Consider the following 13,553-nt stretch of genomic DNA (forward strand, 5'->3'; position numbering starts at 1 on the left):
AGCGGGTTTCAAGCCCGCCAACATCACCCACCATCACCTGGTCATTTGCGGATGAAACCCCACTCCAAACCCCTCATCATCGGTGACAGCCAGGCCACTTTGTTCCTGCGTGAGTTGATCAAAACGCTGTCGGCCTCGTCCTCGACGGCGCTGATCACCGGGGAAAGCGGCACCGGCAAGGAGCTGGTGGCGCAAGCCTTGCACATGCAAGGGCCACGTGCTGCCGGGCCTTTTGTGCCGATCAACTGCGGTGCGATTCCCCGCGAATTGATCGAAAGCGAGTTGTTCGGTCACCGCAAAGGCAGTTTCACCGGAGCGGTTTCGGACCGCCTGGGGCGCTTCGAGTTGGCCCATGGCGGCACGCTGTTTCTGGACGAAATCGGCGATCTGCCCATGGACATGCAGGTCAAGTTGCTGCGCGTCTTGCAAGAGCGCTGCATCCTGCCCGTGGGCGCATCCAAAGAGGTGCCGATCGATGTGCGCGTGGTAGCCGCCACCCACAAAAAGCTGGAAGCCGAGGTCGAGGCCGGGCGCTTCAGGGAAGACTTGTACTACCGCATCAATGTGTTGCCGGTCGTCACCACACCGCTGCGCGAGCGCCCCGCCGACGTGGCCGCCTTGTTGAATTTTTATGCCGACAAGCACGCTTTGCCCAACGCCAAGGCGGTGCGCTTTTCACCCGAGATGATGCAGCTGCTGCAGGCCTATGCCTGGCCTGGCAATGTGCGCGAGTTGTCCAACCTGGTGGACCGTTTCTCCACTTTGTACCCAGCGCAGTTGTTGCAAGTTCAGACCGTGCCCGCTTGCATGATGCCGCTGGGCCTGGCGGCTCTGCAGGCCGAGTGGCTGGCTCAGAACGGCCTGACGGCCGCCAACGCCTTCCCGCCTTCGCTCAGCGCATCGACAGGTGTGTCCCAGGTGGTGCCTGCGGCACCGCAGGCGCAAGCCAGCTCGCCTTTTGAGGACGAGAACGATCCAATGGCCCATTTGTTGGCGGGCTCTGGCTCTTCTGTGGGGCTGCCTGCCAAGGTCTTCAATCCTGCGCCCCTGTCGGCCTCCAACGACGAAATCAACGAGGTGGAACAAGCCATCTTGCTGGCCCAAGGCATTCAGACCTTGCCGCCAGAGGGCATGTCGCTCAAGCAGCATTTGGTCGAAGTCGAGCGCAGCTTGATCGAGCAGGCGCTGGCCCGGACCCAAGGCAATGTGTCACAAACGGCCAAGTTGCTGCAACTGCAAAGAACCACGCTGATCGAGAAGATCAACAAGTACGAGTTGCGCGGCGTCGCTTGAAGGGCTGAGGCGGCGCGGTCTCAGGTCAGGCACCTGGGGCAGCAGGGCGTGGCGTTCAGAAAGGTGGCTTGATCACTTTGGCGCAGGTGCCCTTGATCAGCTTGACGGTGCGGCCGTCTTGCAGACTCAGGGATTGCACAAAACTGCCTGTTTTGCGGTCCACCACAAACTCTTCGCCTGTGATCATCACGCCAAAGCGCTGGAACATGGCTGGCCGATAAATTTTCAGACGCGTGCCCATCAAGCTGAGTGTGCCCGCACGGCTCTCGGAGATGGCAATCTTGCCTTGGTACCAGCCCGAATTTTTCTCGAAGTCCACCTGGGCCATGGTGATTCTGGAGGGCTCGTTTTCCTTGATGCCGAGGGCCAGTTGCCCGTCCAGATCCAGCTCCAGTTCGCAAATCAGATCGATCACGCCCTTGTTGCCACCGGGCATGCTCTCGCTGGTCAACTCGGGCGGCGCGGTGGTGTCGCCCATGAGGTGCACCAGCCCCCAGATGCCGCCCATCACCAGAAGGCCGATGACAATGCCGATGGCGATATTTTTCAACATGGATGAACCTCTTGCAGGGGGTGATACGGGCTAAGGTGATCCGTCATCATAGGTGAAGTGGTGCAGCGTCAGTCCAGCGCCCATCACTGGTTGAGCACGGTGATGCTGACACGGCGGTTCCTGGGGTCGGCCGGGTTGCCGGGCACCTTGGGGTTGGTGTCGGCCACACCCTCAATGCGTGAGAACCGGTCGGCACTGATGCCCTGTGATTGCATGAACTGGCGCGTGGCATCGGCCCGCTCGGTCGACAAGGACCAGTTGTTGCGCATGCTCTCAGGCGGGAAGCCGGTGCTGTCGGTGTGTCCGCGAATGGCCAGTTTGTTGGGCAGGGGCTTGAGGGATTTGGTCACCTCGGTCATCAAGGCCGCAGCTTTGGCGCCCATCTCCGAGCCGCCTGAGCCGTACATGGCGAAGTCGGCCTTGTCGATCACCTCGATGCGCAAGCCTTCCTTGTCGCGGGTGATGCTGACCTGGTCCTTGATTTTTTCGAACTGTTTGCTTTCCGACAGCTTTTGCTTGATCTCTTTTTCCAGCTTGTCGAAGTTTTCCTTGTCTTGCTTCTGGCCAGGCGAGCCGGTGCCGCCGCCTTGACCCGGCGAGCCGGAACCACTGTCTTTGCCGGGGTCTTGCTCGGAGGGGCCGTCCTTGTTGTTTTCTTCCTTGGACGAGCCAAAACTCTCAGCCGGGCCGCCTTGGGCCTGCGGCGTCAAGCGCTCGAGCATGGCGGTTTGTTTGGCGGTGAAAGGAAAACCGTCGGTGTCGATGATGGATTTGCCCCCGAACAAACCGTTGGAGCCCGCCAACTCGCCAAACACGATCTGGCTGTGAGAGGCCGGCCGGAAATAGTCGGCCACACTCTTGCGTTTGTCTTCGTTGCTGGCGCCCAGGAGCCACATCAGCAAGAAGAAGGCCATCATGGCCGTCATCATGTCGGCCAGGGCGATTTTCCAGGCACCACCGTGCGCACCCGCATGACCATCTTCGACGATGATCTTGCGAATGATGGGGCGCATCGCCTCCGCAGCAGCGGCCGCTGCTGCAGCTTCGGCCGCAGCTGCCGCCTCGTCGGGCGCTGCAGGGGCTGCTTTGTCTGCCTCGGCCATCAGGAGCCTCGCATGCCGTCAAAGACTTCGGAGAAGCTCGGTTGGCTGTGGTGCGCAATGCAGGCGCGTGCCGACTCGATGACCAGCGGCTGGGGGTAGCCCTTGAGGTTGGCCACGATCATTTCGCGGATCACGTCGAAGGCTTGTGCGTCTTCGTTGATGATTTGGGTGAGGCGCCCGGCAAAGGGCTCGAACATGCCGTAAGCCAAGAACACGCCCATCAGCGTGCCCACCAGCGCCGCACCGATCAGCGCACCCAGCACAGGTGGTGGTTGGTCGATCGCACCCATGGTTTTCACCACACCCAACACGCAGGCCACGATACCCAGAGCGGGCAAACCACCGGCAATACCGGCCAGGGCGGCAGGTGCCAGCAAGGCTTCGTGGTGGTGCACCTTGATGGCTTTTTTCATCAGGTCGTCCAAGGCGTCGGCATCGAGGTTGCCCTGCGAGATCACCATCAAGCGCAGCGGATCACAAATCATCTGGACGATCGAGTGGTCTTTGGCCAGCTTGGGGAATTCGCCAAAAATCGGGCTGGAGTCGGGGTTCTCCACGTGGGATTCGAGGGCCACCACGCCTTCTTTTTTCATCACGGTTTGCAGTTTGCCAATCAGCAGCATCAGGGCCAGGTAGTCGGCCTGGTGCCACTTGGGGCCCTTGATGCATTGGCCGATGCCACCCATCGCGGCCTTGAACACAGGAAAACTGTTGGCCACCAAAGAAGCGCCGATGGCCGAGCCCCCGATGATGATGAATTCGAAAGGTGCGGCCTTGATGATGGGGGCCATCTTGCCGCCTGCGAGGATGTACCCGCCAAACACCGCACCAAACACAACCGCTAAACCGACAAAGAAAAACATGGTGGCCCTTTAAAGCTAGACAATGCACCAAACGCCGATGCACCAACCCAGTGTCCATTGAAATATGAAGTCCATCAGATTGCCCAGCAAGAGGACGGGCAAACCCAGATACAGCGCCCCCCAGGCCCAACCCGAAGCCGTCAGCCGGGCTTTGGGGATGTCATGGCCCAGGATGGTGTGGTCTTTGGGGGATGGCGCGCTCATTTTTTCCATAGACACCTGTGTGCATCGGACACAAATGGGGTATCTTGAGTGAATTTAAAAATTTTGCCTATTATGACGATATGGATGTGAAGTGGGAGCTTTTGCCAAAGGCCGAATGGGAAGCCTTCCATTCGGCGCAGCAGGGGGCTTTGCAGCAAGCTTGGGGCTATGGCGAGGCCTTGACGGCATTGGATGTGGGCATGCAGCGGGCCATGGTCTGGGAAGAGGGCCGACTGTTGGCCATTGCCCAGTTCATGTGCAAGCGCGTGCTGGGCTACATCTCTTTGGCTTCGTGCACGCGGGGCCCTGTTTTTCTGCCAGATGTCACGCCCGCTCAACGGGCGCAGATCTACAAGCGCTTGCGCCAAACTTTGCCGTTGCCGCGCTTGAAAGTGGCTTTGTTTTCGCCCGACCGCACAGCGGCTCAGGTGGACCCGGCAGAGACGCGGGGCATGTCGCGTGTGATGACCGGTTACGCCACCGTGCTGCTGGATTTGACGCTGCCGCTGGCCACCCTGAAAGCCCAGCTGGACGGCAAATGGCGCAACCGATTGAACAAGGTGCTCTTGAATGACAAGCTCCGGGTTCATGTGCAAGCGAGCCGCAAGCGCTGCGAATGGCTGCTGGCGCAGGAGCAGGCCCAGCGGGAGGCGAAAAAGTTCCATGGCCTGCCCACCGATTTTGTGCAGGCTTACATCGCTGCTGCAGCAGACCCCCGTCAGGCCTTTGTGGTGGCCTATGCCGAGCTGGGCAAGAACACCGTGGCGGGCATGTTGTTTTTGATCCATGGCCGGGTGGCCAGTTACCATATGGGCTGGGCTGACGAAGAAGGCCGGCAGCTCAATGCCCACAACGCCTTGTTGTGGCAGGCCATGGCTTATTTGCAAGGCCAGGGCGTGGCGGTGCTCGATCTGGGGGGCGTCAACACCCACGATTTGCCCGGCATCTCGCGCTTCAAATTGGGCACAGGCGGCCGCGCCGTGACCCTTGCGGGGACTTATTTTTGAGAACGAACATGACTTTGCCAGGGTTTTCAATGCGTGCTTTTCTTCGCTGTGGTGTGTGCTGTGTGGGCTTGCTGGGCGGCTTGGCCCCGGTGTCGGCTTGGGCCTGGACCCGCATCGGTGAAACCCCTGAAGTGACGCTGTACGTCAACCGCAATTCCATCGAACGGGCGGACACCATTCGCCGGGTTTGGGAAATGCAGGACCTCAAGGCCCCTGACGCCGAAGGCGTGCGTTCCAGACGCTACCTGAACGAGTACGACTGCAACTACAAAATGCACCGCATGGGACAGATGACCAGTTTTGCCGGTCCCAAGATGACGGGCGAGAAAGTCGCCGTCGTCAACGAGATGGGGTACTGGCGAAAAATACCGCCCAATGGCGTTTTCGTGCTGACCTACATTGCGGTGTGCATCGAGTGAGCGCAAGCTGAAATCCTGTTGTCCAGGGGCCGTTCAGGGCTTGGTGGCCGTTGTGGCGGGGCCGCCGGACGCCGCATTCGGGCTGCTCTCTCCAGGCTTGGGCGCGGTGTAACGCGGGAACTGCACCGCCCGCTCGCGTGAGGCGCTGGCGTTGTTCTTTTGCACCGTCTCGAGGTAACGCTCTTTTTGCAAGGTCACCAAGGCTTCGACATCGCGCTTGAGGCCGTCGACATTGCCCACGGCCGATTTGAGCGACTTGACTTCGTTGCCCAAGGACTGGACCGCATTGGCCTGGGTTTGCAGTTTCGCGTTGATCCCCTGCACCTGGCGCATCACCGAGTCGCTGGTGGCCGCGACTTGTTTGGCGGTTTCGCTGGGCACTTTTTGGACCAGGCTTTCCGATTGCTTGAGCGAGGCGTCAATGCGGCCCTCGATCTGCCCTTGTGATTTGGTCAGGGCCATTTGCTGGGCGGCCAGCTCTTTCACGCTCTGGTTGACCCCTTCCAGGGACTCCATGCCCGCGTTGAGTTCGACCACGCGTTTGCCTACGGCGGTGAGCATGGCATCGAGCTGGTTGATGCGGCTGACCAGGCGCACGCCCATGATCAGGAAGAAGATCAGGCTGATGACCAGCACGCCCCCGGTGATGGCCAGCAACAGGCGGGCTTTCTTGTGACCGTCCTCGGTGAGCGCTTTGAAGTCGGCCGTGGTTTGTCGCAGTTGGCTGCTGACGTTGGCGGCCGCCTCGGCCGATTGGGTGGCCAGGTCTGCCGAATCCAGGACCACTTTCGCCAGGGACTGGTATTGCTGGTAGGCCCGCTGGTCCAAGGTGATGCCCGCATGCTGGGGCGGGATGGGCAGGCTGTGGGCGGCCGCAGGTGCCGCGGCTGGTGCAGCAGCTGGTGCAGCGACCGGTTCGGTCACAGGGGGCTGTGGCTCGGACGGGCTCGGGGGTGTGGCGCTGAGCGCCGCCGCTTCAGTGGCTGGTGCAGAGGCAGTTTCCTGCGGTTCGGCGGCGGGCGTGAAAGTGTTCTCGCTCATGGTTTCTTTCCTCGGGCTGGAAGGGGTGACTTCAGTCTTTGAAGTTGCTCACTCAAAAGTGCGTTGCGTGTTTTGAGCTGTGCCAGGCGGGTTTTCACCGGGCTGTCTTGTTCCCACAAGGCGGCTTCGTCCAGCACAGGGGGGCTGGGCACGGCTGGTGGGTCTTCGGGTGGGCGGCTGCTTTGCCGAGCGGCAGGGGCGCTCGTCTGGGCGGGCGACTTCAGCCGGGCTTTGGCGCGGGGCTTGGCAGGGGTGCGTGGGGCGGTTTTGGCTGCAGCGGGGGGGGCTTCGACCACTGGCGGGCTGACTGTTGGGCTGTCCACCTTGGTTTTGGCCGCAGGCTCTTTGACACCCGCCACCTTGCGGCTTTTGTGCTCAGCCACATTGGAGCCCGCCTGCATCTTGACGGCGTGGGGTGATTCGTTGCGCAGGACTGTGTTCTTTTTCATCGGTGTGCTTCCATGGCTCAGGTCGGGCTCTTGAGCAACTCTTGCAAGCCGCGCGTGGGGCGTACCCAGCTTCTGGGGATGCCAGGGCGCTTGGAGGCCTCGTAGCCTTGGTTCAATTCGCTGAAGGGGCCCGAGACGATGACGAAATGGGCCAGCTTTTCACCGGGACGGTAGGCCGCGATGATCTGGGCGTCCTTCAAGGCGGGGTGTTTGCGTTGGATGTCCAGGACCTTTTCGTAGCTGCTCGCCGTGCCGTGCTGCAGCAGGAAGCTGCTGGGGTCCAGTTGTTTGAGCCAGGCCTGGCCTGACGCGGTGGCTTCCGGCGGCTCGATGGCGGGCGCGGGTGGCGTCACGGCCATGGGGGCTGGCGGGGTGGGGGCCTCGGATGGCGTGGCGGTCAGGGCGGCAGCGAGGAGGGCGGCCGCCAATTGCGGGCTGGTCAGCGGCGCTGCCGCGACGGGCTTGGTCGATTTCAAGCCAAAGGCTTCGGGTTGAATCCACAGCATCATCAGTGTGGACATGACCAGCGCAAAGGCGATGCCCAGCGCCAGCTTGCTGTTGTGCCGCAGCCATTGGGGCGCATGGCGCAGGCGCTGCCCGGCTTGTTGCCATGAGCGGACGGCGGCGGCACCACGTTGCTGAAAAGTGTTGATCTGGTTTCGCAGGGAAGACGTGCTTGGCTTGTCCGCTTCCGTGCTGGGCAGACCGGCGCTCAGGACCGGGGCCTGAAAGGGCACGTCCAGCTCGGGCGGGCGCTGCTGGCGCTGGATGCGCTGCACCAATTGCTGCACGGCATGGAAGTGCCCCTCGTGGCGTGCCAAGTCGAGTGCGGCCTGGGCCTGGTCTTCGGTGGGCGCTTCGATGTCCCAGCGCAGGATTTTTCGGCCAAAGGCCGACAACGGTGATTTTTGGGCATTGGCGTGGCCCGACATCAGCAAGATGGCCCGGATGTTCGCGCCCGGGAAGTTCTGGATCAGGCGGGCGAGCAATTGGATTTCGCTCTCGGGCAGGGTTTGCGCGTCGTGCACCAGCCAGATTTGGGCCTGGTGGGTGGTGGACGGGGCCTTGACCGCCTGGTTGAGCGATTGGCTGGCCAGCACCTCGTTGAAGCGGCCCAGCAAGGAGTCGGTATTGGCCGGGAAGTAGACCTCGATGCGGTGGTCCGGGGCTTGTTGGCGCAAGCGTGCCAGCAGCAGGTTCACATAGTGGTCGAGCAAGGCCTCAAACGGGCAGTAGAGCGCCAGGCTCAGGCCTTCGTGGGCCACGGCGTTGGCGCAGCCGTCGATCCGCATGCGGTCGGCCGCGCGGAAGACGCAGTGGTTCAAGGCAGCGTTGTCGGGATGGATCTGGATGTTCATGCGCGGGCTCCCGCTTTTTCAAGTCGGCTGCCGTCCGGATTGAACAGCATGCTGGGCGGGACTTTGACTCGGGGTTTGGCTTGCGGTGGGTTCATGGGCGATGCCGCCTCCAGGCTGAAGACGTAGGCAATCACCTGGGCCACGGCGTGGTAGAGGTCTTCGGGGACTTGTTGGTCGACTTCGGTGGTGAAGTAAATGGCACGGGCCAGTGGCGCGGCTTCGAACAGGTGCACGCCATGGGCCTTGGCTTCTTCGCGGATGAGGGCCGCCATGTGGTCCGAGCCCTTGGCCACCATGATGGGCGCGCCGTCGCCCGTGGGGTCGTACTCGAGCGCCACCGCAAAGTGTTCCGGGTTGGTGATCACCACGTCGGCGTCTTTGATGCGGGCCATCATGCGCGAGTTCGCCATCTCGCGCTGGCGGCGGCGAATCTGCGCCTTGACCTCGGGGCTGCCTTCCATTTGCTTGTATTCGTCCTTGACCTCTTGCTTGGTCATGCGCATGCGCTTGTTGAACGAATATTTCTGGTACGGGACATCGATCAGGGCGATGACGGCCAGGCTCAAGGCCACCCACAAGGCCGACTTCATGAGCATCACACCCGCCGCAGCGAGGGCGGGTTCGAGGCCCATCTGGCCCATGCGGATCAGGTCGTCCATGTTGGACATGAGCGACCACCACAGCACGGCCGAGACGAGCGTGAACTTGAGGATGGCTTTGCCCAGTTCGACCGCGGCGTGGGTGCCAAATATGCGTTGGAGTCCGCTGATCAGGCTGAGTTTGGAGCCCTTGGGGGCCACGGCCTTGAGCGAAAACAGATACCCCCCGGTCACGCCCGAGGCCACGATGGCCGCAATCACGGTGAAGACCATGATGGGCATGACGGTGACAAAGGACGAGAGCATTTGATCGCCAAAGTGCGCGGGCAGCAGCAGAGGCTTGTTGATGGTGGTGCGGTCAAACACAAAACCGTTGGCAAACACGGTGGCCATGCGGGAGATCAGCCAACCACCGGTCATCAGCAGCAACATGAGTGCCCCGATCACGATGACGGCAGCGGGCAATTCGGTGGAGCGGGCCACCTGGCCGTCTTCCCGCGCCTTGCTCAGTTTTCTGGCCGTCGGTTCTTCGGTTTTGTCCTGTCCTGTGGCTTCAGACATGGGGCACCCCCAACACGTCGCGCACCACGGTGAAGCCCTGGACCCACAACCATTCGATGCGGGCGCCAATGCTCTCCATGGAGATGATCAAGATCAAAAAGCCCGCAATGATCATGGCGGGGAAGCCCACGGCAAAAATGTTCAGACTGGGCGCGGCGCGCGTCACCACGCCCAAACCGATGTTGATGAACAGCAGCGAGACCATCACCGGCAAAGCCATCAGGACCGCGCCGAGGAACACCATGGAGCTCCACTGCAAAACACGGCCGTAGACGTTCTGATTGAGGATGGAAGTGCCAATTGGCAAGGTGTTGAAAGACTCCGAGATCAGGCCCAGCATGATGGCGTGGCCACCAAAGCCAACGAAGATCAGGGTCGACATGACGATCATCAGCTGGGAGATCACGGGCACGTTGCCCATGTTGGGGTCCATCATGTTGGCCATGGACAGGCCCATGGCCGCCGCGATGCTTTGACCGCCCACGACCATGGCGGCCACCACCACCTGGAGGATGAGGCCCATGACCGAGCCGATCATGATCTGGTTGAACACCTCCACCAAACCGGGGGCGGTGGACGGGTCGATGACTGGCCAGCTGTGCAAGGGGTAGACCAGCCAGGCCAAAACCAGGGCCATGAGGATGCGCAAGCGCAGGTTGAAGGCGTTGACCGAAAAAATCGGGGCCGTGATCATCAAGGCCGAGATGCGCAGCATCGGCCACAGAAAGGTGTAGAACCTTTCGACGATGTCTGCTGCGAGGAAATTCATGGCCGTTGTGTCCGGTTTCAGGAGAACAAGGCGGGGATGCGCTGGAAGATGGCGCGCGTGAAGTCGATCAGGGTGACCAATTGCCAGCTGCCGAAAATCAGCAAGGCCAGGGCCAGCGCGATCAGCTTGGGAATGAAGCTCAGCGTCATCTCGTTGATCGAGGTGGCCGCCTGGATGATGCCGATCACCAAACCCACGGCCAGGGCCACGCCCAGCAAGGGGGCGCAAACCAGCACGGCTGTCCACAGGGCATGGCGCCCCAACTCAATGACCATTGCGGTGTCCATGGTGTGCTCCTTTAGGGCATGGCAAAGCTGGCAGCCAGCGAGCCCATGATCAGGCTCCAGCCGTCAACCAGCACAAACAACATCAGCTTGAAGGGCATCGAAATCATCATGGGCGAGAGCATCATCATGCCCATGGACATCAAGACGCTGGCCACGATCAAGTCGATGACAACGAAGGGGATGTAAATCAGGAAACCGATGGTGAACGCGCTTTTCAGCTCGGAGGTGAGGAAGGCCGGCACCAGCGTCATGAAGGGCACATCCTGCGAGCTGGCCACGCCTTTGTTGCGGGCGATCTCCATGAACATGGCGATGTCGTCTTCACGGGTTTGCAAGAGCATGAAGGCGCGGATCGGTTTTTCGGCTGCGGCCAGGGCTTTGTCGAACGACATCCCCTGGTTCATGTAGGGCAGCAGGGCGTTTTGGTAGACGTCGTTCAGCACGGGCGACATCACAAACAGGGTCAGGAAAAGCGACAAGCCGACGATGACCATGTTGGGTGGGGTCTGGCCAGTGCCCAAGGCCTGGCGCAGGATGGACATGACGATCACGATGCGCACGAAAGCGGTCATCATGAGCAGCAGCGACGGCAGCACCGACAGGGTGGTCATCAAGGCCAGCAACTGCAGCGTGATGCTGTACTGCGTGCCTTTGCCCGTGTTGGTGCTGGTGATGGCCGGCATGTCGGGGGCGGCCTGCGCCAAGATGGGCAGCAGCCCCAACAAAACCGTGAGGATCAGGCCAATGTGGAAAGAGCGCTTCATGGTCGGGGTGTTTCAGAGGCGGTGGCCAGCGAAGCGTCAGAAGCGTCAGGCCATGGGGTCAATACGGTCATTTGTTGGGCGGTCACGCCCACGAGGATTTCACGGTTGTCGACCCGGATCAGCATGATTTTTTGACGCGTGCCGACCGACAGGGTTTCCAGGGTTTGCAGGCGCTGTGTGCTTTTGCGCAGCAGTGAAGAGCCGTTTTGCAGTTTGCGCAGCGTCCACAAAAGCGTCAGCAGCAAACCGATGACGAAAATGAAGCTGAACAGGTATTGCAGCCAGTCTCCCAATGTCCATACCGAGTTCATGCCCAGGCCGCTCCGGGTCAGAGGTTGTCGAGTCGTTCGGAGGCGGGCACCACGCGCGTCAGGCGGATGCCATAGCGGTCGTTGACCAACACCACTTCGCCTTGGGCCACCACGGTGTTGTTCACCAGCAGGTTCAGGGGTTCGCCTGCGATGCGGTCGAGCTCGACCACGCTGCCCTGGGTCAGGCGCATCAAGTCGCGGATTTTGATCACGGCACGGCCCACCTCGATGGACAGGGTGACGGGGATGTTTTGCAGCACATCGCCGTGGATTTGGCCTTTGTCGGCAGCTTCTGTGCTGGATTCGGCGGTGGGGGTCAGTTCGCTCATGGGCGCTCCTCGATAGGGGGTCAGGCTTGGGTGTTGGGGCTGATGGCTTGGACGATCTTGACCGCCACCTGGCTGCCCAGGGCACCTACTTCAACATCGTAGACCGGCATGTCCTGAATCAGCGCTCTGGCCGATTCGGGCTTTTTGAATGGCAAAACATCGCCAGCTTGCATGGACTGCAGTTGCTGGAGCGACAGCTGGAGCTTGCCCAGCAGGATCTGGATTTCCAGGTCCGCGTCCTTCACGGCATCGGCCAGCTGGCTGCGCCAGACTTTGTCGGATTCTTCGTTGCCGTCCCCGGTTTGCACGCGGCTGCGCAGCAAGTCGCGCACGGGCTTGAGCGCCACATAGGGGATCACCATGTCAATGAAACCGGCCCCTTGGGCGGTGGCATCGGACTCAAAGCGGCTGAGCACGACCAGGTCGTTCTCATCGGCAATCTGGGCGAATTGGGGGTTGATTTCGGAGCTCACATGCTCGAAATCGATGGCCGCCACGGGCGACCAGGCCTCTTTGAAGGACCGAAAGAAGACCTGCAAAATGATTTTGATGATGCGGGTTTCGGTCGGTGTGAACAGCCGACCCGGGGGCAGCTGGCCCACGCCGCGGCCAAAACCGCCAAAGAAACTGTCCAGCGAGCTGAAGACCACGGTCGGCTCGATCACCACCATGGCATAGCCACGCAAAGGCGCCATGCGGATGATGTTCACCGACAAGGGCGCTTTCAGGTCCTTGATGTAGTCGCTGAAGCGAACGATCTGGGCGCGGCTGGGGTTGATGCGGGGGCTGGTGCGCAGCACTTCGAGCATGCCCAAGCGGAACATGCGGATGAAGCGCTCGTTGATCATGTCCAGCGAGGAGACGTTCACCCCCAGGCTGCTGTCTTCTGCCGCCAGATCGTGCTTGCGCACCTGGGCGTCCAGGTTGTAGCCCGTGTCGACGTCCAGACTGCCGTCGCTGATGCTGGCCGACAGAGCGGCCAGTTCATCCGGGGACAACAAGGGTTGGTTTTCAGCCATGGTCAGGGTTTCTTTTCAAGGGCTCGCGGGTTCACTGCACCACAAAGCTGGTGAAGAACACCTCTTCGATGCCACCGAAATCTTCGTATTTTTGCAAGACCCCGTTCATTTCTTCGCGGATCTTGGCGGCCAGTTCCTTACGGAACTCGGGCTTGGCCAAGTCGGCCTCGGTCATCTGGCGCATCACATCCAGGGCGACCGAGCGCAGGGCGAATTCATGTTTCTTGGCGTTCTTGAAGACCCGTTCGTCGTAGTGCGTCATGATGGCCAGGTTCAACTGGATCACTTTGCGGGTGTTGGTCAGGTTGGAGACCAGGGGCTTTTCCAGCTCCATGTAGCTGTTTTCAAAGCGCTGCAGTTCAGGCGATTCCTTGGCCACTTTTTGGGGTGCGGCCTCGCTCGCTGCCGCTTTGCTGTCGGCAGCACCGGCTTCCATGTTTTTCAGGGCCTGTTCGGCAGCGGCGGTGTCTTTCTTGTCGAAGAAGCCTGTGACGAACATCGTGCCCACGGCCGTGCCGACCAACAGCAAGATGGCCACCAGGGCGATCACCACAATTTTGATCAGAGGCGATTTTTTCTTGCCTTCAACTTCAATTTCTTCGTCTGCCATGTTGATTCCTTGAT

18 protein-coding genes are annotated in these 13,553 nt (G+C 60.9%); 3 read left to right on the forward strand and 15 right to left on the reverse strand.

The features are described from left to right. Positions 1 to 51 precede the first annotated feature (51 nt). Complete coding sequence (locus tag ACZ5RT_RS08840; protein WP_422169565.1) at positions 52 to 1,293, forward strand: sigma-54 interaction domain-containing protein; 1,242 nt, start codon at positions 52 to 54, stop codon at positions 1,291 to 1,293. A 55-nt stretch (positions 1,294 to 1,348) separates the two neighbouring features. Here ACZ5RT_RS08840 and ACZ5RT_RS08845 read toward each other — a convergent pair whose 3' ends face one another. The 4 genes from ACZ5RT_RS08845 to ACZ5RT_RS08860 all read right to left on the reverse strand — a co-directional run bounded on the left by ACZ5RT_RS08845 (position 1,349) and on the right by ACZ5RT_RS08860 (position 4,016). Beyond that, positions 1,349 to 1,846, reverse strand: a complete 498-nt coding sequence (locus ACZ5RT_RS08845) for a hypothetical protein (protein WP_291924142.1) — start codon at positions 1,844 to 1,846, stop codon at positions 1,349 to 1,351. Positions 1,847 to 1,929: 83 nt separating this feature from the next. Beyond that, a complete protein-coding gene (locus ACZ5RT_RS08850; RefSeq protein WP_422169564.1) occupies positions 1,930 to 2,949 on the reverse strand; it encodes a flagellar motor protein MotB in 1,020 nt (339 codons plus the stop codon). Continuing rightward, entirely contained in the window at positions 2,949 to 3,812 is an 864-nt protein-coding gene (gene motA / locus ACZ5RT_RS08855) for a flagellar motor stator protein MotA (RefSeq protein WP_291924145.1), read from the reverse strand. The genes ACZ5RT_RS08850 and motA overlap by 1 nt, the downstream gene beginning before the upstream one ends. A 15-nt stretch (positions 3,813 to 3,827) precedes the next feature. Further along, positions 3,828 to 4,016, reverse strand: a complete 189-nt coding sequence (locus ACZ5RT_RS08860) for a hypothetical protein (RefSeq protein WP_464452216.1) — start codon at positions 4,014 to 4,016, stop codon at positions 3,828 to 3,830. Positions 4,017 to 4,096: 80 nt separating this feature from the next. Between ACZ5RT_RS08860 and ACZ5RT_RS08865 the strand changes: the two genes are divergently transcribed. Then, positions 4,097 to 5,023, forward strand: a complete 927-nt coding sequence (locus ACZ5RT_RS08865) for a GNAT family N-acetyltransferase (RefSeq protein WP_464452217.1) — start codon at positions 4,097 to 4,099, stop codon at positions 5,021 to 5,023. A 29-nt stretch (positions 5,024 to 5,052) separates the two neighbouring features. Then, positions 5,053 to 5,442 (forward strand): surface-adhesin E family protein, encoded by a 390-nt coding sequence (locus tag ACZ5RT_RS08870; RefSeq protein ID WP_464452218.1) that lies wholly within the window; start codon positions 5,053 to 5,055, stop codon positions 5,440 to 5,442. Positions 5,443 to 5,475: 33 nt separating this feature from the next. On the opposite strand, the gene ACZ5RT_RS08875 is transcribed toward ACZ5RT_RS08870, so the two are convergent. From ACZ5RT_RS08875 to ACZ5RT_RS08925, 11 genes are read right to left on the reverse strand one after another with little or no spacing between them, the layout of a single operon-like run. Beyond that, positions 5,476 to 6,483: a hypothetical protein gene (locus ACZ5RT_RS08875; protein WP_464452219.1), complete on the reverse strand. Its 1,008-nt coding sequence runs from the start codon at positions 6,481 to 6,483 to the stop codon at positions 5,476 to 5,478. Next, complete coding sequence (locus ACZ5RT_RS08880; protein ID WP_464452220.1) at positions 6,480 to 6,932, reverse strand: hypothetical protein; 453 nt, start codon at positions 6,930 to 6,932, stop codon at positions 6,480 to 6,482. Before ACZ5RT_RS08880 ends, ACZ5RT_RS08875 begins: the two co-directional genes overlap by 4 nt. A 17-nt stretch (positions 6,933 to 6,949) precedes the next feature. Then, entirely contained in the window at positions 6,950 to 8,290 is a 1,341-nt protein-coding gene (locus tag ACZ5RT_RS08885; protein WP_464452221.1) for a hypothetical protein, read from the reverse strand. Beyond that, entirely contained in the window at positions 8,287 to 9,450 is a 1,164-nt protein-coding gene (gene flhB / locus ACZ5RT_RS08890; RefSeq protein ID WP_464452222.1) for a flagellar biosynthesis protein FlhB, read from the reverse strand. Before flhB ends, ACZ5RT_RS08885 begins: the two co-directional genes overlap by 4 nt. After that, positions 9,443 to 10,219, reverse strand: a complete 777-nt coding sequence (gene fliR / locus ACZ5RT_RS08895; RefSeq protein WP_291929997.1) for a flagellar biosynthetic protein FliR — start codon at positions 10,217 to 10,219, stop codon at positions 9,443 to 9,445. The genes flhB and fliR overlap by 8 nt, the downstream gene beginning before the upstream one ends. Before the next feature lie 17 nt (positions 10,220 to 10,236). Beyond that, entirely contained in the window at positions 10,237 to 10,506 is a 270-nt protein-coding gene (gene fliQ, locus ACZ5RT_RS08900) for a flagellar biosynthesis protein FliQ (RefSeq protein ID WP_422171395.1), read from the reverse strand. A gap of 11 nt (positions 10,507 to 10,517) precedes the next feature. Continuing rightward, entirely contained in the window at positions 10,518 to 11,270 is a 753-nt protein-coding gene (gene fliP, locus ACZ5RT_RS08905; protein ID WP_108426098.1) for a flagellar type III secretion system pore protein FliP, read from the reverse strand. Then, on the reverse strand, positions 11,267 to 11,581 hold the full coding sequence (gene fliO / locus ACZ5RT_RS08910; protein ID WP_291930003.1) for a flagellar biosynthetic protein FliO: 315 nt from the start codon (positions 11,579 to 11,581) through the stop codon (positions 11,267 to 11,269). The genes fliP and fliO overlap by 4 nt, the downstream gene beginning before the upstream one ends. 17 nt (positions 11,582 to 11,598) lie before the next feature. Next, entirely contained in the window at positions 11,599 to 11,910 is a 312-nt protein-coding gene (gene fliN / locus ACZ5RT_RS08915; RefSeq protein ID WP_108426100.1) for a flagellar motor switch protein FliN, read from the reverse strand. A gap of 20 nt (positions 11,911 to 11,930) precedes the next feature. Continuing rightward, positions 11,931 to 12,929: a flagellar motor switch protein FliM gene (gene fliM / locus ACZ5RT_RS08920; RefSeq protein WP_291927414.1), complete on the reverse strand. Its 999-nt coding sequence runs from the start codon at positions 12,927 to 12,929 to the stop codon at positions 11,931 to 11,933. Between the two features lie 31 nt (positions 12,930 to 12,960). Continuing rightward, a complete protein-coding gene (locus ACZ5RT_RS08925; protein ID WP_422171398.1) occupies positions 12,961 to 13,539 on the reverse strand; it encodes a flagellar basal body-associated FliL family protein in 579 nt (192 codons plus the stop codon). Positions 13,540 to 13,553: the final 14 nt, after the last annotated feature.

Source organism: Limnohabitans sp. TEGF003, from assembly GCF_055395455.1.

Bases quoted from the DNA above. Each gene is read 5' to 3' on its own strand.
- ACZ5RT_RS08840 (WP_422169565.1), top strand. From the start codon at position 52: ATGAAACCCCACTCCAAACCCCTCATCATCGGTGACAGCCAGGCCACT.
- ACZ5RT_RS08845 (WP_291924142.1), bottom strand. From the start codon at position 1,846: ATGTTGAAAAATATCGCCATCGGCATTGTCATCGGCCTTCTGGTGATG.
- ACZ5RT_RS08850 (WP_422169564.1), bottom strand. From the start codon at position 2,949: ATGGCCGAGGCAGACAAAGCAGCCCCTGCAGCGCCCGACGAGGCGGCA.
- motA (WP_291924145.1), bottom strand. From the start codon at position 3,812: ATGTTTTTCTTTGTCGGTTTAGCGGTTGTGTTTGGTGCGGTGTTTGGC.
- ACZ5RT_RS08860 (WP_464452216.1), bottom strand. From the start codon at position 4,016: ATGAGCGCGCCATCCCCCAAAGACCACACCATCCTGGGCCATGACATC.
- ACZ5RT_RS08865 (WP_464452217.1), top strand. From the start codon at position 4,097: ATGGATGTGAAGTGGGAGCTTTTGCCAAAGGCCGAATGGGAAGCCTTC.
- ACZ5RT_RS08870 (WP_464452218.1), top strand. From the start codon at position 5,053: ATGCGTGCTTTTCTTCGCTGTGGTGTGTGCTGTGTGGGCTTGCTGGGC.
- ACZ5RT_RS08875 (WP_464452219.1), bottom strand. From the start codon at position 6,483: ATGAGCGAGAACACTTTCACGCCCGCCGCCGAACCGCAGGAAACTGCC.
- ACZ5RT_RS08880 (WP_464452220.1), bottom strand. From the start codon at position 6,932: ATGAAAAAGAACACAGTCCTGCGCAACGAATCACCCCACGCCGTCAAG.
- ACZ5RT_RS08885 (WP_464452221.1), bottom strand. From the start codon at position 8,290: ATGAACATCCAGATCCATCCCGACAACGCTGCCTTGAACCACTGCGTC.
- flhB (WP_464452222.1), bottom strand. From the start codon at position 9,450: ATGTCTGAAGCCACAGGACAGGACAAAACCGAAGAACCGACGGCCAGA.
- fliR (WP_291929997.1), bottom strand. From the start codon at position 10,219: ATGAATTTCCTCGCAGCAGACATCGTCGAAAGGTTCTACACCTTTCTG.
- fliQ (WP_422171395.1), bottom strand. From the start codon at position 10,506: ATGGACACCGCAATGGTCATTGAGTTGGGGCGCCATGCCCTGTGGACA.
- fliP (WP_108426098.1), bottom strand. From the start codon at position 11,270: ATGAAGCGCTCTTTCCACATTGGCCTGATCCTCACGGTTTTGTTGGGG.
- fliO (WP_291930003.1), bottom strand. From the start codon at position 11,581: ATGAACTCGGTATGGACATTGGGAGACTGGCTGCAATACCTGTTCAGC.
- fliN (WP_108426100.1), bottom strand. From the start codon at position 11,910: ATGAGCGAACTGACCCCCACCGCCGAATCCAGCACAGAAGCTGCCGAC.
- fliM (WP_291927414.1), bottom strand. From the start codon at position 12,929: ATGGCTGAAAACCAACCCTTGTTGTCCCCGGATGAACTGGCCGCTCTG.
- ACZ5RT_RS08925 (WP_422171398.1), bottom strand. From the start codon at position 13,539: ATGGCAGACGAAGAAATTGAAGTTGAAGGCAAGAAAAAATCGCCTCTG.